Below are 22,352 nucleotides of genomic sequence, written 5' to 3'. Positions count from 1 at the left end.
CCGGCCCCGCACCGACATGGTGAAGGTACTCGCCGATGTCGCACCGCTGCGCGATATCGACTTCCGGCGGCTGTGGGTCACCAATATCGTCACCGTCATCGGAGCACAGCTCTCGGTCGTCGCGGTTCCGCAGCAGATCTACCAAATCACCGGCAGCTCCGGCTATGTCGGCCTGGCCGGCGTCTTCGGCCTGGTGCCGCTGATCGTCTTCGGCCTGTGGGGCGGCGCGGTCGCGGATGTGATGGATCGGCGGACGCTGCTGCTGATCACCAGCATCGGCACCGGACTGACCTCCGTGGCCTTCTGGCTGCAGGCCGCGGCCGGGGTGAACAACGTCTGGCTGGTGCTCGGGCTGTTCTCCGTGCAGCAGGCCTTCTTCGCGATGAACCAGCCGACCCGCGCGGCCATCATTCCGCGACTGTTGCCGGGTGAGCTACTGCCGGCGGCCAATTCGCTGAACATGACGGTCATGCAGTTCGGTGCCATCGCCGGTCCGGTCCTGGCCGGCGCGCTGATTCCGGTCACCGGGCTGTCGATGCTGTACCTCATCGATTCGATCGCGCTGCTGGCGACCCTGTGGGCGGTGTGGCGGCTGCCCGCCATCCCGCCGACGGGCGTGGCCAGGCGAGCCGGTTTGGCCACGGTCGTCGAGGGTTTCAGCTATCTGGCCACGCAGCCGATCCTGCTGGCCTCGTTCGCGGTCGACATCATCGCGATGGTGTTCGGCATGCCTCGCGCGCTGTTCCCGCAGATGGCACACGACACCTTCGGCGACCCGGTCACCGGCGGTGTCGCACTCGGACTGCTGTTCGCGGCGATGTCCGCCGGCGCCGTCGCCGGTGGCGTCTTCTCCGGCTGGCTGAGCCATGTGCGGCGGCAGGGCTTGGCGGTGGTGGTGTGCATTGCGCTGTGGGGTGTCGCGATGATCGGCTTCGGGGCCGCGGTCGGCGCCACCGGACATCGGTTGAGCATCGGGGTGGGACTGTGGATCGCGTTGGCCTGCCTGGCTTTCGGCGGTGCGGTGGACATGTTCTCCGCCGCCCTGCGGACCAGTATGTTGCAGCAGGTCGCGACCGACGAGATGCGTGGCCGGCTGCAAGGGGTCTTCACAGTCGTGGTCGCGGGCGGCCCCCGGATCGGTGATGTTGCCCACGGTTTCACCGCCGCGGCCATGGGTACCGCGGTGGCCGCGGCCGGTGGTGGTGTGCTGGTGGTGATCGGGGTCCTGATCGCCGCGGCGGTCTTCCCGGCCTTCGTCCGCTACCGCGTTCCCCACGCCCACGCCGAGATTCCGGCCGGTCAGCCTTCGTGAGCCGGACACCGGCCAATAGCACGCCGAGGCCCGAGAGCTCACATCGCATCGACGTGACCGTGAGGTAGCCAATGGCCACCCTCACGAATCGGCGCTAGCGGTGAGCGGCTAGCGTTGAGGTAAGTGCGCCGGACGCCGACCGCGCCCGACGCCTACGGTTCTAGCCTGAGAGGGATCCTTCCGTGCCCGCTGAGAACATCAAAGTCGCGCAAACGCCTTCGGACGCCAACGGCGCGGGCGACGCCAAGCCGGTACTTTCCTACCCTGGCGGCGAATATGCCATGACTGTCGCCCAGGCCGTCGAGGGCAACGACGGAATCGATCTGGGCAAGCTGCTGGCCAGCACCGGATACGTCACCTACGACCCGGGCTTCACCAACACCGCGCCCACCAAGTCCGCGATCACCTACATCGACGGTGAGGCCGGCATCCTGCGCTACCGCGGCTACCCGATCGAGCAGCTGGCCGCGAACTCGACCTTCATCGAGGTCAGCTACCTGCTCATCTACGGCGAGCTGCCGACCCAGGCTCAGCTGGAGGACTTCACCGACCGGATCCGCCGGCACACCCTGCTGCACGAGGACCTCAAGCGCTTCTTCGACGGCTTCCCGCGCAACGCGCATCCGATGCCCGTGCTGTCCTCGGCGGTCAACGCGCTGTCGGCCTACTACCAGGACTCGCTGGATCCGCGCGATCCCGAACAGGTCGAGCTGTCCACCATCCGCCTGCTGGCCAAGCTGCCCACCATCGCGGCCTACTCCTACAAGAAGTCGGTCGGCCAGCCGTTCCTCTACCCGGACAACTCGCTGAGCCTGGTGGAGAACTTCCTGCGGATGACCTTCGGCTTCCCGGCCGAGCCGTACGAGGTCGACCCCGAGGTCGCCGCCGCGCTGGACATGCTGCTGATCCTGCACGCCGACCACGAGCAGAACTGCTCCACCTCCACCGTGCGCCTGGTCGGCTCCTCCGACGCCAACCTGTTCACCTCGGTATCCGGCGGCATCAACGCGCTGTGGGGCCCGCTGCACGGCGGCGCCAACCAGGCCGTGCTGGAGATGCTGGACGACATCAAGGCCAACATCAACGGCGGCACCGTCGACCAGGCCGTCAAGGACTTCATCCGCAAGGTCAAGAACAAGGAAGACGGCGTGAAGCTGATGGGCTTCGGGCACCGCGTCTACCGCAACTACGACCCGCGCGCGACCATCGTCAAGAAGACCGCCGACCAGATCCTCGGCAAGCTCGGCGTGCAGGACCCGCTGCTCGACATCGCGAAGGCGCTGGAAGAGGCGGCCCTGACCGACTCCTACTTCGTCGACCGCCGCCTGTACCCGAACGTCGACTTCTACACCGGCGTCATCTACCGGGCGATGGGCTTCCCGACGCGCATGTTCACCGTGCTGTTCGCGATGGGCCGGCTGCCCGGCTGGATCGCGCACTGGCGCGAAATGCACAGCGAGCCTTTGAAGATCGGCCGCCCGCGCCAGATCTACACCGGCTACGGCGCCCGCGACTACAGCGATATCGCCGGTCGCTGAAGCTCCCCCTCCGAAGCCCGTCTTCCGCTCTGCAGGAAGGCGGGCTTCGTTTTTCGGTCGTTGCCCTGTCGTCCACCGTCGACCGCCACTGTGGCGACCCGGCTCGGAATACGGTCGCGGCCGGCCGGCCACACGGCCGGAAATCCTGATGCGTGGGACCGGGCGGTCGTGCGATCGTCGAGGGTATGGCGACCGCATCAGGTGTGACGCTGCGACCCGCGACCGAGGCCGACCTTCCCGGGATCGGCCTGTTGCTGTCGAACGCGTTCGGTGCGCCGCCCAAGGAAGATCCCGTCGTCACCGAGCAACGGCTGAAACTGTTCCCGATCGAGCGATCACTGGTGGCCGTGGACGGGGACCGCGTGGTCGGGCACACCCGCGACACCACCATGACCCTCACGGTGCCGGGCGCCCGCAGCACCGAGGTCAGCGGCGTGGCGGCCGTCGCGGTGGCCCCGACCCACCGCCGCCGCGGGCTGTTGCGCGCGATGTACACCGAGTTGCACGCCCGCACCGAGGCCGCCGGACTGCCGCTGACCATCTTCACCGCCAGCCGGGCCACCATCTACGGCCGGTTCGGCTACGGCCCGTGCGTGGTGGAGAACCGCATCACGATCGATCGGCGGTTCGCCGAATTCCGGCCCACCGCACCCGATCCCGGCGGGGTGGCGCTCGTGTCGCTCGACGATGCGCTGGCCGTCGCGCCCGCGATCTACGACCGCTGGCGGCGGCTGGTCCCCGGTGCACAGGCTCGTCCGGATCCGGCCTGGCTGATCCAGGTGCTCGGCAGCGGCGGGCACGCCGCCCTGTTCGGCCTCGTCCATGCCGACGGCTACGCCCTGTACCGCTACGACGATTCCGTGCCGAGCACGCTCACCGCCGAAGTGGTGGAATTGCGTGCGGTCACCGCCGAGGCGCATGCCGCCCTGTGGCGGGCCCTGCTCGGCCTGGATCTGGTGCAGACGGTCACCGCCACCGTCAGCGACGACGACCCGCTCCCCCATCTGCTCACCGATGCCCGATTGATCCGCACAACCAGCCGCCACGACGGCCTGTGGGCCCGGCCGATGGACGTTCCGGCCGCCCTGTGCGCGCGGGGCTACGAAACCGACCTGGAACTCGTTGTGGCCGTGGGCGATCCGTTCCGCAACGCCGGCGGGACGTTCGCCCTGCGCATCCGCGACGGTCGTGCGGAATGCGAGCCCACCGCCCGGGCCGCCGATCTCGAGCTGGGCATCGACGTCCTCGGCAGTCTCTATCTCGGCGCCCACTCCGCCCGGACCTTCGCCACCGCGAACCGGCTCCGCGCGAAAGATCCCCGCACGATCGCGGAGTTCGACCGCGCCTTCCGCACCGAGCGGCAACCGGTCCTCGGCTGGTTCTTCTGACCGCGGTTCGGCCGCCCGCCGGGGTTGCCGCCATCTCTGGTGGGTACGGCCGTGCCCTGGCATGCTGGAGGTGTGACCCTGATCCGGTTCGTCCTGAACGTGCTCTGGCTGATTTTCGCCGGGTTCTGGCTGGCCGTGGGCTATTTTCTAGCCGGGATCATCTGCTGCATCCTGATCATCACCATCCCGTTCGGGATCGCGTCGTTCCGGATCGGCGCCTATGTGCTGTGGCCCTTCGGGCGCGAAGTGGTCGCGAAGCCGGGCGCGGGGGCGCCGTCGCTGATCGGCAATGTCATCTGGGTGATCTTCGCGGGTTTCTGGCTGGCGATCGGACATCTGGTCACGAGCATCCCGCTGTTCGTCTCGATCATCGGGATCCCGTTCGGATGGGCCAACCTCAAACTGATTCCGGTCTCGCTCATGCCGCTCGGGCGCGAAATCGTCTCCAGCGACCGGGCTTTCGTCGCCTGATCGGCAGGCCTATTCCGAGTCGGCGACCAGTTGTTTCATGATCGCCACCGCATCCGCGAGGACCCGCAGCTGCTCCGGCGTCAGCCCGGACAGCTGATCGAACATCCACGCCTCGCGGGCATTGTTCTCGTCCTCGATCAGCGCCTTACCCGCATCCGACAGCGACACGATGACCTGGCGGCCGTCGGTGGGGTGCGGATCGCGTTTCACCAGTTGCATTTCCGACAGCGACGCGATGACGCGGGTCATCGACGGGGGCTGCACCCGCTCCTTCGCGGCGAGCGTGCCGGGAGTCATCGCCCCGTCCCTGGCCAGGGTCGCCAGGGCCGACAGTTGGGTGAGCGAAATCTGAGCGTCGGCGCGGCGGCCACGCAGATGTCGCGTCAGCCGCACGACCGCCAGGGACAGTTCACCGGCGAGCGCACGGATATCGGAAGGCGTTGTCACAGAGGCAAACGATACGGGACAGCACATGTGGGGTCCGCCCGTTCCCGTCGCTATGGTTGACTTCGTGACCCCCGATGTGCCCGAGATCCCGCCGCGGCTGACCGACCCGCGTCCCGTACTCGCCATCGGCACCCTGGTGTGGCTGGTGGCGACGGTCGTGGTGTGGTGCACCGACAGCTGGGCCGACGCGCGGCCGATCTGTCTGATGGGTCTGGGCGTCGGACTGCTCGGCTACACCATTTTCGTGATTCAGCGGCGCAGCGCCCGCCGGGGCGACAAAGGCGCACAGAAAGGCTTGTGACGCCCGGTCAACACGCCGCCACGCCGAGCGCGCCGACTTTACAGTGTGCGAATTGACTGATCGCGTCCTTGCGGCTTAACTCGCTTCCGTGTCCTCCCGATTGAGCGTCGAAGAACGACGAGCCCACCTTATCGAGGCCGCCATCGGCCTCGCGGAGAAAAAGGGTGTCGCCGGGGTAACCACGCGCGATGTCGCGCAGGCGGCCGGGGTTTCGCTCGGTGTGGTGCATTACTGTTTCGAAAACAAAGATGCGCTGATGACCGAACTGGTCAAAGCATTATCGATGGAATTACGCGATTCCGTCGAGACCAACGAAACGGTGTGGCAGGAAGTCGGAAGTGGAAAAGAATCCCTTCAAAATTTGGTGCGGGCCAGTCTGGAACTGCTCTGGCTGAACATCGAAGCCACCCCCCAACGACAACTGCTCACCTACGAAACCACCACCTACGCATTGCGCGAAAGTGAGCAGACGCCGGCGAAACTCGCGATCGCGCGGGAACAGTATCTGTTCAACGACGCCACCGTCGCCGACGTCCTCGAGCACGGGCGAGTGGCCACCGGAACCGAATGGCGAATTCCGGTTCAGACCTTGAGCCGATTCACCCTCAATGTCATCGACGGCATCGTTCTGCGCTGGCTCGTCGACGACGACAGCGAGGCCGTGCGCGGCCAGCTCGACGTGCTGGCGGAAATGATCGCCTCCTACGCGAAATAATCCCCGCGGCTCACGGGCTCGGCTGCCGCTGCACGTGGGTGGTGTCCTCCGCGCGCCACCACGGCACCGCCACGGTCGCCTCGTAGGCGCCGGTCAACCGCACCTCGAGCCGGTCGTGCAGCACCAGCTCGCCGGTCAGCGGCGGCAGTCCGAACTGCAAGCGCAGCAGCACCCCGAGCGGTTCGTCCGCCCAGGTGGTGCGCCGACCGGTACCGAGCACCTCGGCATGCACCGCCTCGGAGGCCGAGGCCACATCGAGCAGGGTGGCCAGCTCGGCGGCGTGATCGATATCGCCGACGACCAGCCGATCCGCCGGTAGCGCCAAGCCGAACCAGGGCCGGTCCAGCACCAGTGCGCGATCCGGGTCGATCACCGCACCCGACAGCGCGCGAACTCGCTCCGGCACCCCGATCTCGTCGAGGTCGAGCTGCGGCACCGCCGCGGCCAGCCGACGATGGACCTGCGAAACCGCTTCGGGCGTCGGGGTTTTCGCCGGATCGGCCAACGCCTCCAGCAACGCCACCGCCAGATGCGCGGTGATGTCGGCCGGATCGGCCAACACGGTGGCCAGCGCCGACAGATCGGTCTCGGTGAATCCGGGCAGCGCCGGCAGCAGGTCGGCGAACACCGGATCGGTGCCGGCGCGGAAGACGCCGAGCGGGCGGCCGTCGATGCGGGCGTGCCGGCGCAACCACCACGCGGTGTAGCCGTCGCGATCGGCCAGCAGGCGCCGGGTCGCGGGTTCGGCCAGCAGGAGGCGCAGCGCCCGGGGCCAGGCCTTGTCGTCGACGAGATCGAGATCGCGCACCGCCGCGAACTCGGGCGGGTCCTCCGGCAGTCCCTGCCACCAGCGATCCTCGTCGTCGAGATCATGGTCGGGTCCGGTCGGATCGGTCTCGGTGACGACCGTGAAACCCCAGCCGACCCCGATCGCGCGCCAGGCCGCCGCCGGATGCTCCCGCGCGGTCACGGGGTCCAGCGTGCCGAACGGCGAATCGGGGATCAGTACCTCCGCGAGGGGAGCATCCGGCAGCAGCAGTTCGTCCGCGGGCCGCAATTCGCCGGTCTCGTCGGGCAATTCGAGGGCGCCCAACCACGTCGGCGGGGTGGTCTCGGGCGGAAGATGGGCGGCGAGGCCCAGAACCGCCGCGCGCAGGTCCTCGTCGTCGGGACGGTGGTCCAGCTCCGCTCGCAGCGCGGAGTCGGTCAGCAGATCCTCGACATCGGCCTGCTGCGCACCGAGGCGGCCGAGCAGATCGTGTGCGGCTTCCGGGTGCACCAGCCGAGCCCACGGCACCGCCACCGCATCCTCGAGCTGGTCGTCGAGTACCACCGTGCGGGGGCCGGTGACGAGACGGCCGTCGGACAGCGGAACCGCCAGCGCGCCCAGCTCCTCGGCCGCCAGCGGATCGGTGACGAACGGTTCCAGCGCGTCGTAGAGCGCGTACCACCACTGCGGTGGGCGCTGCACGCTGCCGGTCAACTCGGCGATCCGGGCCAGGCCGATCCGGTGCACGTCCAGCACACCCAGCAGGTCGGCATGGGCACGACCGGACAATTCGGGAATCACCAGCGGCCCGAGCAGCCCACAGAGCAGCTCGGCGAGATCGTCTGTGACACCGAGGAATACGCCGGCGCGGGCGGGGGCCGCCTCGGTGCGCACCGGTGCGGGCACATCGTCGCCACGGGCGGCGCCGAACTCGGCCGGAGCGAGGCCCGCGTCGTCGTCCGGGTCCGAAACCGGTGCCAGGACCGGCAACCACGGGTTCGCCCGCAGCTGAGCCACCACCGCCTCGCGCAGCAGGGCATCCGCTTCGCTGCGCGCGAATCCGGGGGCCGGCACCAGCACCAGCCGGTCCTGCGCCGGTAGCGCGCGAGCGAAATCGGCGTAGCCCTCGGCCAATTCGGCGATCCGGGCACCCGGCAGCAACCGGCGCCGATCCGGTTGCAGTGCGATATCGGCAACGACGAGAGCGGGCAGCGACAGTTCCTCGTCGGTGCGGGTCGGCGCCCGCAGCACATCGGGCGCCGCCGCCACGGCCCGGCCGTCGCGCACCGGCAGCAACCAGCGCGCCCGGCCGGTGGTGTACTGCCACCACCGGGAATCCGCGCCGGACGGGCCGGTGATGCAGATCTGCTGCAGGCCGTTGTCGAAAGTCTCGGCCGCCCGCCAGGATTCGTCGTCCTCGATTCGGATCGACCGCAGGCCGGGCAGCTCCAGCAGCAGGTCCGTCGTTTCGGCGCGCATGGCCGCGAGCAGGTCGTCGGCGTCCACGTCCGCGCGCAGCCAGACCACGATCTCACTGTCGAAACCGGGCTCCGGCTCGACCGGCACCGGCCAGGCGAGGCGCAGGACCGGCACCGCGGGCCCGTCGGCACCGTCGGGAATCTCGATGCCCTCCGCATGCAACTCGGTCAGCGTCTGCGCCCGCGAGAAGCGCAACGAGCCCGTGGTGGAGCGAAATTCGACCTCGTCACCGGCGGACAGCACCGACGTGAAACCCACCCCGAACCGCCCGACCGCCGATCCCGTCTTGGCCGACGCGCGCAGGGCGGTCAAGGCGTGTACGCCGGAAAGATCCAGCGGCGCACCGGTATTCGCGATGTGCAGGGCTCGGCCACGCAGCCGCACCGATACCCGTCCGGGCACCCCGGCCTTCACCGCGGCATCGGCGGCGTTCTGCGCCAATTCGGTCAGCAGGCGGTCGCGGTAACCCCCGCGCACCAGATCCGCCTCGGTCGCGGCGTCCTCGCGCAACCGGGTCGGCGAATTCCGCCACGCGGTGAGCACTCCCGCGCGCAACTCGGCGGTGCCGAACGGATCCTGTGTCACCCCTACGGCTCCCCCGCTCGCGCTCGTCAGTGCTCCTCCGCCGCCCCGGCCTCGCCCGGCTGCACCCGCACCGCGGACACCGTCCAGGCACCGCTGTATTCGACGATCTCACTGCTCGGTTCGGCCGACTCGAGATCCACCGTCGCCGCGGCTTCGCCGCCGGCCTCTGCTTCGGTAAGGGCCTCCGCAGCGGGTTCGGCGGAAGCGGACCGGGTCGTACCGGCGTCGGCGGCCGTCTCGTCGGGCGCGGGGCCGGTGGCGGCGGTGGTCTGGAGCTCCTCCTGGTCGGCAGCCTCGCCGGTGGCGGCGGCCTCGGTCGGTCCGGCCTCGGTACGCGTGGTCCCTGCTGCAGCGGGGATGTCTTCGGCGGAAGTAGATCCCTCGACCGCGTCGGCCGAACCGGCAACCGGGCCGTCTTGCCGCTCGTCGCCGGTTGCGGCCGAAAGCCCTTGGGGATCGGTCGTTTCCGCGGCGGAAGCCGTCTCGGCATCGGGCGCATTTCCGGCCGGTTCGGTGGTCGTGGTTGCGGTGGCTGCGGCTTCGGTGGCTGTGGCTTCGGTGACTTCGGCGGTCGCGGCGGCGGTCGGCTGCGTCTCGGACGGGGCGGTGCCGGCGTCCGCCGATTCCGGGCTCGCGGGCTCGGCCGTCGAGCGGGCGGTCAACTCCTCGGCGGGAATCACCTCGATCGCGGCATCGTCGTAGGCCTCGTAGAGCGGGGAGCCGGCGCCGGTCGGCACCTCGGTGTCGGAGTGGGCGCCACAGCCGTATTCGACGTGCACGACCCGGCCGTCGGCGCCCATCGCGTTGGCGCAGACACCGAAGGCCGCGCGCAGCGCACCCGCCAACGGGACGAAGAAGCCGCACACGCCGCAGGTGCCGGGCGCGGATCGAGCCATATCGGTTTCGGGCCCGAATTCGGAGTACCACCGTTCGGCCGCTTCCAGGCGACCTTCCCGGCTGAGCACCTGGCGGCGGCCGAGGCCGACCTCCTCACAGACCTCGTCGACGACCGGGTCGCCGGTCTGCAGGTACCCGGGCACCAAGCGCGGATCGTCGACCCGCGGGGCGAGCAGATCACCGGGGGCCAGATCACCGGGCCGGATTCGTTTCTCCCACGGCACGAACTCGGGTGCGACCAGGGCGTCGGGCCCGGGCAGCAACGCCGACTCGCTGACCGTCGCGTATTCCGCGTCCGGCGCGGCCGCGACCACGACCGCCCACTGCCAGCCGCGGTAACCCGGCAGGGTCGCCGCGAAGTGGTGGGTGGCCGCACACTCGTCCTCGCCGGTGACGCCCAGATGCTCGCCCACACCGGTGGGCTGCAACTCCAGGAGCGCACGACGGGCCAGGTCGACCGCCTCCGCCAGGATCGGTCGCACACCGGACTCCGAAACAGACACTGCGCTCACGTCCTACATTTTGCCGTATGAAACGCCAACGCCGTGCGGCGGCCGCAGCAGTGCTGATCGCGGCGTCCACAATGCTGTCCGCGACGGCTTGTGACAGCCATGACGACACCCCTCGGCTGCGCGTCGACGTCGTCGCCACCCGACCGCACGACCACGCGGCGTTCACCGAGGGTCTCGACATCGACGGATCGGTGCTCTACGAGAGCACCGGAATGGAAGGCGAGTCCGGGGTGCGGGCCCGCGATCTCGCGACCGGCGCGCCGATCGCCGAGGCGAAACTCGCCGACACCTATTTCGGTGAGGGCATCGCCCGCGCCGGGGACACACTCTGGCAACTCACCTGGAAGAACGAAACCGCCTTCGCGCGCGATCCCCGGACCCTCGCCGAGCGGCGCCGCGTCCACTACGACGGTGAGGGGTGGGGACTGTGCAGCCAGGGCGACCGACTGGTGATGAGCGACGGCAGCGACACCCTCACCTTTCGCGATCCGCACACCTTCGCCGTCACCGGAACGATGCGGCTGACCAGCCACCACGATGCCCGGCTCAACGAGCTCGATTGCGCCGCAGACGGTTCCGTCTACGCCAACGTCTGGCCGACGGACCACATCCTGCGCATCGATCCCGGCAGTGGCACGGTACTGGGCGATATCGACGCCGGCGGTCTTTTGCGACCCACCGAACGTACCGGCGCGGACGTCCTCAACGGCATCGCCCAGCTGCCGGGCACCGATCACTTCCTGATCACCGGAAAGTACTGGCCGACCATGTTCGAGGTCCGGTTCGTCCCGGTCGCCGCATCGGACTCGGCGGGCTCGAGCACCCGATGAGGATGCGCCGCGCACCGGTCGCGGATATTCCGGGCGCCCGGCGACGACACGCGGCGGATCACACCCCGGCCGCTGTCCGCCGCTCGACGGCGTGCGAGAGAATCGACGTGTGACTGCCTCCCGCGAACCCTCCGGTACCGAGCCCGGTCCGTGGGACGGCGAGGACTATCCCGCAAACCGGCGGCATCCCGGCTACGACCGGTATCCGCCGCCGAACGCCCCGTCGTCGCACGCCCCGTCGTCACCGCCCCTGCCGCCGCTGCCGCGCCGCAGCGGGGAACCGGACGTGCCCGAATTCGTGACTCGGCGGATGGCCTCGGGCGAACCCCCGCGGGCGCTTCCGCCGCGCACCGACGAACGCGAGGGATACGACCCGGCGGACCGGCAGGCGACCCGGGGCACCGAACACCCCCGGCCGAAGGACGCGAAAATCGCGGCCCGCCAACGCGTCCCGCGCAAGCTGACCGTGACCCGGGTGATGGCGATGCGCACCAGAGACCTGACCGAGAAGGGATTTCACACCTTCCAGCGCGCCGCCCGGGCCGACGGCGCGGGCGAATCCGGGCTCACCGCACTCGTTTACGCGACGATGGCCAATTTCGCCTTGGACGCGGCGATCGCGGTGGCACTGGCCAACACCCTCTTCTTCGCCAGTGCCACGGCCGAATCCAAAACCAAGGTGGCGTTGTATCTGCTGATCACCATCGCGCCGTTCGCGGTGATCGCGCCGCTGATCGGGCCGCTGCTGGACCGGCTGCAACGGGGTCGACGGCTGGCGTTGTCGGCCTCGTTCGCGATCCGCGTGGTCTTCGCGATCCTGCTGATCTTCAATTTCGACAGCTGGGCGCTGTATCCGCTGGCGCTGTGCATGATGATCTCGAGTAAATCGTTCGCGGTACTCAAGAGCGCGGTCACGCCACGGGTCTTGCCACCCGGCATCGATCTGGTCCGCACCAATTCGAGACTCACGGTATTCGGCCTGGTCGGCGGCACGCTCGGTGCCGGTGCGCTGGCGGGAATGGTCGCGGCCGTGGCCGGATCCGTCGGCGCCCTGGTCTTCGCCGCGTTGATCGCCGCGGCCGGGGCCTATCTGAGCCTGCGCATTCCGTCCTGGGTCGAGGTCACCGAGGGCGAGGTGCCGGCCACCCTCGGCTATCACGGCCGCAGCGGCGGCACCGAGGTGCTCGACCGCGGCGCCAAATCACCGGTGAAACCGAGCCGCCGGCGCCAGCCGCTGGGCCGGTCGGTGGTCACCGGACTGTGGGGTAACAGCGCGATCCGGGTGCTCACCGGCTTCCTCACCTTCTACGTGGCGTTCGTCGCGAAATCGACCGAACACCGCCCGGTGCAGCAGGCCGCGATGCTCGGCATGGTCGGCGCCGCCGCGGCGATCGGCAATTTCGTCGGCAACGCCACCGGCGCCCGGCTGAAACTGGGTCGGCCGTCGTTGATCGTGGTCGAGTGCACAGCGGCGTGTACCGCCGTCGCGGTCGTCGCGATGCTGCTCGACAATCTGATCGGCGCCGCGGCCGCCGCGCTGGTGGCCTCCTGCGCGAGTGCGCTGGCGAAGGTGTCGCTGGACGCCTCGATCCAGGACGATCTGCCGCCGGAATCCATCGCCTCCGGCTTCGGTCGCTCGGAAACGGTGCTGCAGTTGTCCTGGGTGGTCGGCGGCGCCGGCGGCGTACTCCTGCCGACGGTGTACTGGGAGGGCTTCGCGGTGATCACCGCCGTCCTGGCGCTCGGACTGACGCAGACCTGGTTGAGCTACCGTGGTCATTCGCTGCTGCCCGGATTGGGCGGTAACCGGCCGCAGCACGCCGAACAGGAAGTTCCCCTAGCGACAGGAAATCAGCCACAGTGACCAAACCCAGCACCCGCACGATTCTCGCGCTGGCCCTGGCGGCAGTTCTGGTGCTCGTCGCGGCCGTCGCCGGAATCGTCGCGGTGGCGGTGCACAACGCGCACGAGGCCGATCCGGCGGTGACCGCCTACGCGCACGGCAAGACCGTGACGGTCCCGCCGTACCGGTATTGGACGATCGAGCGGTCCGAGGCCAACGGTCAGCTGGAGCTGAAACGGCCCCCGGAGAGCGAAACCACCGTCTCACTGCCCACTCCGCCGGGATATCCGGTCCAGTTGTCGCTGCCCCGGCACATCAGCGACGCACCGTGGGTGATGGTGCTCGAGTACCGCACGCCGGACGGCACCGCCGTGCAGCATCTGGCGTCCTATCGCAACTACGCGGCCGGCACCCGTGCGGTCACCGTGCCGTCGCGGCCGGAACCGGATCTGCGGCTGGTCGGCATCGAGATCCAGCTGATCATCCCCACCCGCGACGATCTCGGGAACGAATCGTTCATGCCGTATCAGGCCTGGTCGGTCCGCACCGCCTGACGCGGCGCGGACCGTATCACCCGGGGCGGCGACCGGCCGGAGTCAGTGGTCGAGTTCGCGAGCGACCCCGCGCACCACTTCCGCGATCCGCTGCGCGGTCTTGCGGTCCGGGTACTTGCCCTTGCGCAGCTCCGGCTGCACCGTCGCCTCCAGCAGGGTGATCATGTCCTCGATCATCCCGTGCAGGTCGTCGGGCGCCTTGCGCGGATGGGCGGGCGCTTCCTTGCGGCCCTGCGAATTACGGCCCTGCGCATTGCGGACCGAAGGCAGCGGATCGAGCAGCTTCAGACTCAGCGCCTGCGGGCCGCGGCGACCGGCGGCCATCCCGAACTCCACGCGCTGGCCGGGCTTGAGCGCCTCCACACCCTTGGGCAAGGCGGACGACCGAACATAGACGTCCTCGCCCTCATCCTGGGAAAGGAAGCCGAAGCCCTTGTCGACGTCGTACCACTTCACCTTGCCGGTCGGCACTGCGCTCACCCGTTCGTCATCGTTGTCCGGTTCGTCCGCATCCACGGGGCCCGCTCTCGGGGCCGGACACGGTCGTAGGCTCCGGCGTCGCCGCCGGAACCTTTCTCTGTGCGAAAAGAACGCGCCCCACAGGTATGCAGGACGCGATTGCTCCGAGTCTACCCCGGTGGGGGTATGGCTAGCACATCCGTTTTACGGTGCACCAATGCCAGACTCCTCCTCGCGCCGGACACCCCGGCGTTCCAGCGACGCCACACCTCGGCGGCGCGGTGATGTTCTGCTGCGGCTCGCGCTGGGGTTGTTCGCCGTCGGCGTGCTGGCGATCGTCGCCATCTTCCTGACCCCGATCGCCACCGACAACGACCCGCCGCTGTGGCTGTACCTGGTGGCGATGGCCGCCACCCCGCTGGGACTCCTGCTCGCGATCGTATTCGCGCTGTGGTCGGGACGCCGGGTCCGGTGATGTTTTGCCCGACACGCCCGCGCCTTACACGTGTGACCTTCGTCACATAACGGCGGGATAACGCGCGGGTCACGACCGGCACTCGACCGAGACACGCCGCACTCACCTGCACAGACGCAAATTCGGAAGGTGTTGCGACACAGCGCGACCGGACATACACGCCGGTTACCAAATAGTGATTTTTCAGCCGGTTCGTCGTACCGTCTATCGCAGCCGGGACATCCCGGCACCACCGGCCCGCCGCACCGAGCCTCGCCCCGCGGGTACGGACCCCGACGGAACCAGGGGCGAGGGCGGGGAACCCACGTTCCCACAGGGGTTTTCGAGGCCCTGGCTTCGGACCTCCGCAGGGAAGCGGGAACGGCCGGTAACGACCGATCCCTTGGGGTGAAGTCCCGGCATGCCGGGACCGGACGGCCTCTCAGTCCGAACCCGACAGCTCACCTCGCAGGCGCGGACGAGAGGAAGACGACCCGATATGAGTGGACGCCATCGCAAGCAGACCAACACCGGTCGCACCGTCGCCAAGGTCGCTGTCTCCACCGCGATCATGGGTGGCGCGGGTGTGGCTCTCGCTGGACACGCCGCCGCGGCTCCCGATTCGGAGTGGGACCGCCTCGCGCAGTGTGAATCCGGTGGTAACTGGGCCATCAACACCGGCAACGGCTACCAGGGCGGACTGCAGTTCTCGCAGTCGACCTGGGCCGCTCACGGCGGCACGCAGTACGCCCCGTCCGCCAATCAGGCTTCCCGCGAACAGCAGATCGCGGTAGCCGAGAAGGTCCTCGCCACCCAGGGTTGGGGTGCCTGGCCTTCCTGCTCCTCCAGCCTCGGCCTGCACGGCAACGCGACTCCGCGTGAAGCCCCGGCCTCCCCCGCTCAGACCCCGCGCTGGCAGCCCGTCGCTCCCGAGAGCGAGGCCTCCACCCAAGCCCCGATCGATGGCAATCAGCAGGTCTTCTCCGCCGTCGACAAGGCCGTTTCCGTCGCCCAGGCTCAGGGTGTGCAGCTGCCGCAGCCGGCGCTCGACGCCTACAACGCCTTCAAAAGCAGTGGCGCCAAGCTGGATCCCTCGATCGTGAACTTCTACGAGGCGAACAAGGGCCTGCTGCCCAACTGATCGCCGTCGAAATATCCCCCTGCAGCAGAGAAGGCCCGCATCGACCGTGCGGGCCTTCTCTGCTGTCCGGCTCCGATAACTTCGAGGCCCGACAACATTCGAGGCCCGCATCCGCTCAGGGATACGGGCCTCGAATGCGTCGGGTCAGCGGTTGACCACCGTGTGCGGGTGCACATAGGGCAGGTCGGCTGCCGGGACCGGAAACTCGGTGTCCTCACCGTAGGGCGACAGACCACCGGAGCGGGTCGACGACAGTTCGGTGACCGCGTGGTTACCGTCGCCCACCTGGGGCCAGCCGTTGTCGACGTAGGGTTTCTTCGATTTGTTCACCACGGCCTCATTCTGGCATGTTCGCTCGCCGTAGTCTGGATTGGATGACCACGACCGATGCCCGGGCCTCCGACGACGGCTCCGGGACGCACACCGGTGCCGAGCACGGCCCTACCGAACTCGGCACACTCACCGACTGGCTGAGTTCGCGCAGTGACGACGAGCTGGTCCGGTTGCTGAGCCTGCGTCCCGACCTCGCGGTCCCGCTGCCCGGGTCGATGACCGTATTGGCCGCCCGGGCCGAACAGCGGGCGTCGGTGCTGCGTGCCGCCGACGACCTGAACACGCTGGAATTCGCGGTGATCGAAACCCTCGCCGCCCACGGCGCGTTCGGCGGTCCCCGGCAGGAGCATCCGCTGCCCCGACAGCGGCTGCACGAGCTGCTGGCCGATCGGGTCCCGGCCACCGCGGTCGATACGGCGTTGGCTCGCCTCATCGAGCGCGCTCTGGTGTGGGGCACCGACGATCTGTTCGTGGTCGCCGCCGCCCCCGAGGCCCTGCCGTGGCAGATGGGCGCCACGACCGAACTCCCGGACGCGCTGACCGAGCCGGAGATCGAGTCGGCGCTGCGGGAGATCGGCGGCGCCGAACGCGCCCTGCTCGACAAGCTCGCCACCACCGGCCCGCGCGGGCGCACCCGCGATGCCGCACCCGATGCCGATCCGGAGCGTCCCGTCCCCCGGCTGCTGGCTCGCCGGCTGTTGATCCGGATCGACGACGAGACGGTCGAACTCCCGCCGGCGGTCGGCCAGGTGCTGCGGCGCGAACCGGTCACCGATCCCCACCTCCTCACCCCGCCGCAACCGCAGACTCGCGAATACACCGCCGCCGATGTCAACGCGGCGGCCGCCGGTGAGGTCGGAGAGCTGCTGCGGCACGGCGGCGACATCCTCGAGGTGCTTTCCCAGCTGCCCGCACCGGTGCTGCGTGCGGGCGGGCTGGGCGTGCGCGAACTACGGCGCATCGCCAAACAGGCCGGCCTCGACGAATCCCGCGTCGGTCTGCTGGTGGAGGTGCTGTCGGCGGCCCGATTGCTGGACAAGGGAATTCCCGAGCCGCCGCCGGACGGCGACACCGGTGAGGACTATTGGGCGCCGACGATCGCCGCCGACGGCTGGCTGGAAGGGCCGGCGGCGCGCCGGTGGGCGGTACTTGCGCACGCGTGGCTCGAACTGGACCGGTTCCCTTGGATGATCGGTCTGCGCGACGTCAACGACAAGCCGCTGGCGGCCCTGTCCGCGGAATTGCGCACCGTGCACGCGGTTCCCGACCGCCGCGCGATCCTGTCCGTCATCGCGGAGTATCCCCCCGGCACCGCGATCTCGGCGGCCGATGTGGCGCGGCTGCTGGCCTGGCGAATGCCACGGCGGCGCAGGCATTTCCGGGTCGAGGCCGTCGAGCGCACGCTGGCCGAGGCCGCCGCCCTCGGTGTGGTCGGCCGGGGCGCGTTGACCTCGGCGGGACGGGCGCTCCTGCACGGCACGGTCGCCGATGCCGAGGCGGAAATGGACGCGGCGCTGCCGGAACCGGTCGATCACGTACTCGTCCAGGCGGATCTGACCGTGGTCGCTCCCGGCCCGCTCGTCCCCGAACTACGCGAACGGATCGCCCTGGTCGCCGATATCGAATCCGCGGGCGCGGCCACCGTCTATCGCATCGGCGAGAGTTCGGTACGGCGCGCGCTCGACGCCGGGATGACCGCGGCGGAGCTGCATCAACTGTTCACCACGCATTCGCGCACCCCGGTGCCGCAGTCGTTGACCTATCTGATCGACGATGTGGCTCGCCGGCACGGGCGGTTGCGGGCCGGAATGGCGCAGTCGTTCGTCCGCAGCGAGGATCCGGCCCTCCTGGCCGAGGTCCTGGCCGCCCCGGTCGCCGGCGAGTTGGCATTGCGGGCGGTAGCCCCGACGGTCGCGATCTCCCAGGCGCCGCTGGGCGAGGTGCTCGAACGTTTGCGGTCCGCGGGTTTCAGCCCGGCCGGTGAGGATTCCTCGGGCGCCATCGTGGATCTGCGCCAACGTGGGGCACGGCTGTCGGCCCGGCCGAACGAACGCCACGCCTGGCGGCCGACACCGCCCAGCACGGAACAGCTGCGCCTGCTGGTCGGTGAATTGCGGGCCGGGGAGAAGGCCGCGCGTTCTCGATCCGGGCAGCGGGTGCGCAGCGACGGCACCCGCACCAGCACCGCGGCCACGCTGGCATTGCTGCAACTCGCGGTGCGGGTGCGCCGCCCGGTCCACATCGGTTACGTCGACGCTCAGGGCGTGGCCACCCAGCGCATCGTGGAGCCGGTCCGCGTGGCGGGCGGGCAGCTGGATGCGGCCGACCCCGACACCGGTGCGATCCGGCACTTCACGCTGCACCGGATCGCCTCGGTGGCCCTGGTCGAACCCTAGGCCTCGGCTCACCGAGCCGAGCCGGGCCGGGCCGGGGTCAGGTCAACTCTTCGGATTCGCCAAGCAGAACGTCGTCTTGGGATCCGAGACCGTCAGGAACGTGGAGTTCGAGTCGCAGAGGAATTCGTCGCTCTGGCCGTCGACCCGCTTGACCACCTTCACCGTCGCCTCGGCCGAATCGCATTCGGCGTAGGAGAACCCGGTCGCCTTGTCGTCGTGATAGCAGCTGCCCTGTTTCAGGTTGGGCACCAGACACAGGTAGGCGGTGGTCCCGCCGTTGAACGTCTCCTCGTAGGAGGAGTACTCCGGACCGCAGTCCTGCTTCTTGTCGGAGGTCGATTTCACCGTGTAGACGGCCTTGGCGGAGGAGCAGTCCACCGGCTCGGTCTTGGAATCGGAGGGCGAACCCTCGAGGACGTTGATGCAGTCTCCGACCTTCGCACGGGCGGTGTCGGATTTGGACGCATCGGAAAACATCGAACAGCCGGTCACTGTCAGGGCGGCGACCGCCAGCAGAGCCAGCACGAGACCCGACAGGAGCCTCGTTCCTGCGAACTTCACCTACGAAAACCTTTCTCGCCGAACCGTTCACCCATGGCGAACGTGGTGGGGAGAATACCCGCCCGCCCTGCCGGGCGGGTGCCGCCTCACATCCGCAGGCCGTGCAGACCGTACAGACCCCAGAAGGAATAGTTGACGATACTGGGCAGCAGATTGTTCAGTAGCTGGAGCCCGAAGTAATTCACATCGACACCTTTCGAAACAGCCCGCGCACACCACGCACGCGCGCGATCTGTAGTCGATATCGCTGTCCGGATCGTTACGCTCGTCGGTATGCAGCTCGAGGAAATCACCGCTGAGCTCTACGCGCTGGACCCTGCCGAATTCGTCGCCGCCCGCGACGAACGCGCCCGCGCCGCCCGCGCGGCCGGTGACAAACCGCTGGCCACGGCGATTTCCCGATTGCGGCGGCCGACCGTCGCCGCCTGGGCGGTAAATCTGTTGGCACACAACGCGCCCCAGGAATTGGGGGCACTGCTGGATCTCGGCGAAGCGCTGCGCGAAGCGCAACGCACCCTGTCCGCGGACCGCATGCGCACCCTGGCCGATCAACGCCGCAAAGCGGTGAACGCGTTGACCGACAAGGCAGCTCGCCTGGCGGCCGACGCCGGAAAGAACCTCGGCGAGCCGGTCCGGCGCGCGGTGGCGCAGACGCTCACCGCGGCGCTCGCGGAACCGGAGGTGACCGAACAGGTGCGCGCGGGCGTGGTGACGGCCGCGGTGGACTATGCCGGATTCGGACCGGCCGGGCCGGCCCTGGCACCGGTACCGAAGGCCGAGCCGGAACGCGCCGGGACCGAACGGACCGGCACCGCCGAGCCCGACACCGAGCAGCCGGATGCCGAGGCCGTGGCCGAAGCCGAGGCGGCGGTGGAAAGCGCACGGGCCGAGCGTGATTCGGCGCGCGCGGAGCTCGAACGTCAGCAGCGCGAGGCCGCCGCCCTGGACGAACGAATCGCCGCCCTGCGCTCCGAATTGGAGCAGGCCGAACAGTCGCTTCGCTTCACCACCGCCGGGATCGACGCGGCCCGGACGGCACTGCGCCGGGCGGAGAAGACGCTGGACCGCGCGTCCCGGCACGCCGACGGCCTGCGCGGACGGCTATCCGAATGACACCCGAAAGACGTTGCGGCCGTAAGTTCTAACCCCGAAGCGCCCCAGGATAGAGGTATTGATCCGGCGGCGGGGTGGTGGATTCGAGCCAGGCGGCGAAGAACCCGCTCAGATCCGTCGCGGTCTTGGCTTGAACGAAGCTGCGGAACTCGGGCATCGACGCGTTGCCGTAGGCGTGACCTTGCACGAATTGCGCTATGGCAGAGAAGAATACGTCGTCGCCGAGTTCGTGCCGCAGCGCGTGCAGGAAGAGCGGACCGCGGTAGTACACCGAGGTGAACTCCTGGCCGGCCCCGGGGTTCTGCAGGGGGATGTCCCAGAGTTCGGGGTTGTCGTGGATCTTGGCGATGGTCTTGCGATATAGGGCGTCGACATCCTTACCCTCTTTCCGCTCGGGCCACAGATAGTCGGCGGTATAGCTGGCGAAACATTCGTTCAGGCAGATGTCGGACCAGTTCCGCACCGATAGCGAATCACCCCACCACTGATGGGCGTTCTCGTGCACGACGGTATTCAGGTCGACCCACGGCGCATAGGTCGGCCGGGTCTGCGTTTCGAGAGAGAAATTCAGGTCGGTGTCGACATAGATTCCGCCGCCACTTTCGAATGGATAGGGCCCGTAGAGGGATTCGAGGAAGTCCAGAATCTCGGGCAACCGTTCCTCGAGCGCGCGCCCCTTCCCCGCATCCGGGGCGAAGGCGCTGATCAGTGGGGTGCCATCGGCGCGACGCTGGTCGAGGAAGTCGAAGTGATCGATCGCCACCGTGGTCAGATAACCGATGACCGGGTGTTTCGAACTCCATCGGACCGTCCGCTTGTCGCCGTCGACCCGGTCGCCGACCCGCAGCCCGTTCGACATCGCCTGCCATTGCTGCGGCACGGTCACCTGCAGATCGAAGGTCGCCTTGTCCAACGGTGTGTCGTTGAGCGGGTACCAGCTCGTCGCGGAGTGTGGTTCACCCGCCGCGAAGGCCCCGCCGCTGGGTGCGATGGTCCACCCGGAATCGGGGTTGTCGCCCTCGATCCCGGCGTAGTCCACGGTGACCGTGAACGGCAGGCCGGGCAGGATCGGCAGCGCCGGCGTGACGGTGAGTTCGTGTTCGCCGTGGCGGTCGAACCCGGCCGGAAGATTGTTCACCGCTACCCGCCGCACATCGGGCCCGGCGTAGTCGAGGTTGAACGCGCGCAGCGCCTGCGTCGAGACGGCGTCGATCGTCGCGGTCCCGGTCAGATGCCGGCTCGGCGGGTCGTAGTCGATCGCGACGTCGTAGTGCCGCACGTCGTAGCCGCCGTTGCCGTCCTCGGGATAGTACGGATCACCGAGGCCGGACGAGCCGACGAACGGATCGGCCGCCGGTTGCGCCTGCGCCGGCAGCGGCTGCAGCTGCGCGGGGCCGACCAACGCCACGCCGCACAGCGCGCCCACCGTGAGACACCGTGCCCAGACCTGCGATTTCATCCGACCATCCACCCCTTCCCGGCACGGCGTGCCGACCGAGAGACGATGCTAGTCGCCGTGGCGGGCCCGCGGGCACCGCGCCGCGCATCACCCGCGCAGTTCCTCCGGAAGCTGTTGCGGATCCAGCAGCAGCCGCTTGGTGTCTACCCGGCCCACCTTCTCGGCGAGACTCAGGTTGTCGGCCAGCAATTTCCACTCCACATCGGAGATCGCCGCGCGAGCGCGCTCGATGACCGCGAGATCCCGCGTGCCCCAGGCGATCGGCATGGCACTGATCGGCTGCCGCAGATCCCCGACCGACCGCGGCGCGCGGTCGGCCCGCACGGTCACCGACGGCACCTGTTCCCCCGCATCCGCGCGGTGTCCCGGCAATGCGCGGACCACGCGGGTGATCAGCGCGTAGCGCGGCATCGTGCCGGGCTTGGCGAGATTCACCAGGGCCAGCAGGGTCACCCCTTTGGGATGGCGGCCGGACACGACGGCAGGTACCAGCTCGCCCTCGGCGTACAGCTTCTCGATCCGCGAGCGATACGGAGTCCACATCGCCACGAACAGCGCGGAAATGGTGGCCAAGGCGAAGGCGACCGCCAGCAGGAACGAGTACGGATGGTTCAGCCAGATCAGTCCCGCCGTGCCCAGGCCCAGCACGATGGCCGCGGCGAAGGCGAGGGTTCGCAGCCGCCGGATATCGCGGACGACTTCGTTCACCGCCCGGGCATGTTCACGGTCCACCGCGAATTCGAAGCGTCGCACGTGTCAAATCCTCACATCTGTCCGGCTGCGGGCCTTCGGCGG

At 69.0% G+C, this 22,352-nt stretch carries 21 protein-coding genes and 1 riboswitch; of the genes, 13 read left to right on the top strand and 8 right to left on the bottom strand.

Annotated features, from left to right (window positions below):
• Positions 1 to 16 precede the first annotated feature (16 nt).
• The 4 genes from ON37_RS03260 to ON37_RS03245 all read left to right on the top strand — a co-directional run bounded on the left by ON37_RS03260 (position 17) and on the right by ON37_RS03245 (position 4,709).
• A complete protein-coding gene (locus ON37_RS03260) occupies positions 17 to 1,312 on the top strand; it encodes an MFS transporter (RefSeq protein ID WP_051031095.1) in 1,296 nt (431 codons plus the stop codon).
• Between the two features lie 182 nt (positions 1,313 to 1,494).
• Entirely contained in the window at positions 1,495 to 2,850 is a 1,356-nt protein-coding gene (locus ON37_RS03255) for a citrate synthase (RefSeq protein ID WP_083892689.1), read from the top strand.
• 185 nt (positions 2,851 to 3,035) lie between these two features.
• Positions 3,036 to 4,238 carry a GNAT family N-acetyltransferase gene (locus tag ON37_RS03250; RefSeq protein WP_040716457.1) on the top strand — a complete coding sequence of 401 codons (1,203 nt, stop codon included), beginning with the start codon at positions 3,036 to 3,038 and terminating at the stop codon, positions 4,236 to 4,238.
• An 81-nt stretch (positions 4,239 to 4,319) separates the two neighbouring features.
• Positions 4,320 to 4,709 (top strand): YccF domain-containing protein, encoded by a 390-nt coding sequence (locus tag ON37_RS03245; protein ID WP_217999911.1) that lies wholly within the window; start codon positions 4,320 to 4,322, stop codon positions 4,707 to 4,709.
• Between the two features lie 9 nt (positions 4,710 to 4,718).
• On the opposite strand, the gene ON37_RS03240 is transcribed toward ON37_RS03245, so the two are convergent.
• On the bottom strand, positions 4,719 to 5,183 hold the full coding sequence (locus tag ON37_RS03240; RefSeq protein ID WP_051031089.1) for a MarR family winged helix-turn-helix transcriptional regulator: 465 nt from the start codon (positions 5,181 to 5,183) through the stop codon (positions 4,719 to 4,721).
• A gap of 37 nt (positions 5,184 to 5,220) precedes the next feature.
• Between ON37_RS03240 and ON37_RS03235 the strand changes: the two genes are divergently transcribed.
• The gene (locus tag ON37_RS03235; RefSeq protein WP_373281971.1) at positions 5,221 to 5,457 is read left to right on the top strand and encodes a DUF2530 domain-containing protein; all 237 of its coding nucleotides are present in this window, start codon (positions 5,221 to 5,223) and stop codon (positions 5,455 to 5,457) included.
• An 88-nt stretch (positions 5,458 to 5,545) separates the two neighbouring features.
• Complete coding sequence (locus ON37_RS03230; RefSeq protein ID WP_040716417.1) at positions 5,546 to 6,172, top strand: TetR/AcrR family transcriptional regulator; 627 nt, start codon at positions 5,546 to 5,548, stop codon at positions 6,170 to 6,172.
• A gap of 10 nt (positions 6,173 to 6,182) precedes the next feature.
• Here ON37_RS03230 and ON37_RS03225 read toward each other — a convergent pair whose 3' ends face one another.
• Complete coding sequence (locus ON37_RS03225; RefSeq protein ID WP_051031106.1) at positions 6,183 to 8,963, bottom strand: sacsin N-terminal ATP-binding-like domain-containing protein; 2,781 nt, start codon at positions 8,961 to 8,963, stop codon at positions 6,183 to 6,185.
• Positions 8,964 to 9,031: 68 nt separating this feature from the next.
• Positions 9,032 to 10,414, bottom strand: a complete 1,383-nt coding sequence (locus ON37_RS31475; protein WP_168441182.1) for a DUF3027 domain-containing protein — start codon at positions 10,412 to 10,414, stop codon at positions 9,032 to 9,034.
• Positions 10,415 to 10,431: 17 nt separating this feature from the next.
• Here ON37_RS31475 and ON37_RS03215 point away from each other — a divergent pair, with 17 nt between their 5' ends.
• From ON37_RS03215 to ON37_RS03205, 3 genes are all read left to right on the top strand, one after another.
• Positions 10,432 to 11,244 (top strand): glutaminyl-peptide cyclotransferase, encoded by an 813-nt coding sequence (locus ON37_RS03215; protein ID WP_051031086.1) that lies wholly within the window; start codon positions 10,432 to 10,434, stop codon positions 11,242 to 11,244.
• 109 nt (positions 11,245 to 11,353) lie between these two features.
• Positions 11,354 to 13,108 (top strand): MFS transporter, encoded by a 1,755-nt coding sequence (locus tag ON37_RS03210; RefSeq protein WP_051031083.1) that lies wholly within the window; start codon positions 11,354 to 11,356, stop codon positions 13,106 to 13,108.
• Positions 13,105 to 13,641, top strand: a complete 537-nt coding sequence (locus ON37_RS03205; protein ID WP_040716413.1) for a DUF2771 domain-containing protein — start codon at positions 13,105 to 13,107, stop codon at positions 13,639 to 13,641. The genes ON37_RS03210 and ON37_RS03205 overlap by 4 nt, the downstream gene beginning before the upstream one ends.
• Before the next feature lie 42 nt (positions 13,642 to 13,683).
• Here ON37_RS03205 and ON37_RS03200 read toward each other — a convergent pair whose 3' ends face one another.
• Positions 13,684 to 14,112, bottom strand: a complete 429-nt coding sequence (locus ON37_RS03200) for a cold-shock protein (RefSeq protein WP_174362062.1) — start codon at positions 14,110 to 14,112, stop codon at positions 13,684 to 13,686.
• Positions 14,113 to 14,317: 205 nt separating this feature from the next.
• Between ON37_RS03200 and ON37_RS03195 the strand changes: the two genes are divergently transcribed.
• Both ON37_RS03195 and ON37_RS03190 read left to right on the top strand, forming a co-directional pair.
• A complete protein-coding gene (locus ON37_RS03195) occupies positions 14,318 to 14,575 on the top strand; it encodes a hypothetical protein (protein ID WP_174362061.1) in 258 nt (85 codons plus the stop codon).
• A 263-nt stretch (positions 14,576 to 14,838) separates the two neighbouring features.
• Positions 14,839 to 15,044: riboswitch (cyclic di-AMP (ydaO/yuaA leader) on the top strand.
• A 9-nt stretch (positions 15,045 to 15,053) separates the two neighbouring features.
• Entirely contained in the window at positions 15,054 to 15,695 is a 642-nt protein-coding gene (locus ON37_RS03190; RefSeq protein WP_040716411.1) for a resuscitation-promoting factor Rpf1 domain-containing protein, read from the top strand.
• 144 nt (positions 15,696 to 15,839) lie between these two features.
• On the opposite strand, the gene ON37_RS03185 is transcribed toward ON37_RS03190, so the two are convergent.
• Positions 15,840 to 16,028, bottom strand: coding sequence for a hypothetical protein (locus ON37_RS03185; protein WP_040716409.1), 189 nt, complete (start codon positions 16,026 to 16,028; stop codon positions 15,840 to 15,842).
• Between the two features lie 41 nt (positions 16,029 to 16,069).
• On the opposite strand from ON37_RS03185, the gene ON37_RS03180 reads away from it, so the two are divergent.
• Positions 16,070 to 18,424 (top strand): helicase-associated domain-containing protein, encoded by a 2,355-nt coding sequence (locus tag ON37_RS03180; protein ID WP_083892690.1) that lies wholly within the window; start codon positions 16,070 to 16,072, stop codon positions 18,422 to 18,424.
• A gap of 42 nt (positions 18,425 to 18,466) precedes the next feature.
• Here ON37_RS03180 and ON37_RS03175 read toward each other — a convergent pair whose 3' ends face one another.
• Positions 18,467 to 18,985, bottom strand: coding sequence for an LppU/SCO3897 family protein (locus ON37_RS03175; RefSeq protein WP_040716407.1), 519 nt, complete (start codon positions 18,983 to 18,985; stop codon positions 18,467 to 18,469).
• Between the two features lie 273 nt (positions 18,986 to 19,258).
• Between ON37_RS03175 and ON37_RS03170 the strand changes: the two genes are divergently transcribed.
• Positions 19,259 to 20,098, top strand: coding sequence for a hypothetical protein (locus ON37_RS03170; protein ID WP_040716405.1), 840 nt, complete (start codon positions 19,259 to 19,261; stop codon positions 20,096 to 20,098).
• Between the two features lie 28 nt (positions 20,099 to 20,126).
• Here ON37_RS03170 and ON37_RS03165 read toward each other — a convergent pair whose 3' ends face one another.
• On the bottom strand, positions 20,127 to 21,557 hold the full coding sequence (locus tag ON37_RS03165) for a M1 family metallopeptidase (protein ID WP_040716403.1): 1,431 nt from the start codon (positions 21,555 to 21,557) through the stop codon (positions 20,127 to 20,129).
• 87 nt (positions 21,558 to 21,644) lie between these two features.
• The gene (locus ON37_RS03160; protein WP_040716401.1) at positions 21,645 to 22,310 is read right to left on the bottom strand and encodes a DUF3239 domain-containing protein; all 666 of its coding nucleotides are present in this window, start codon (positions 22,308 to 22,310) and stop codon (positions 21,645 to 21,647) included.
• Between the last annotated feature and the right edge of the window lie 42 nt (positions 22,311 to 22,352).

It is taken from the genome of Nocardia veterana NBRC 100344, assembly GCF_000308855.1.
GTDB classification, from domain to species: domain Bacteria; phylum Actinomycetota; class Actinomycetes; order Mycobacteriales; family Mycobacteriaceae; genus Nocardia; species Nocardia veterana.
This window is presented reverse-complemented; position numbering and strand designations above follow the sequence as displayed.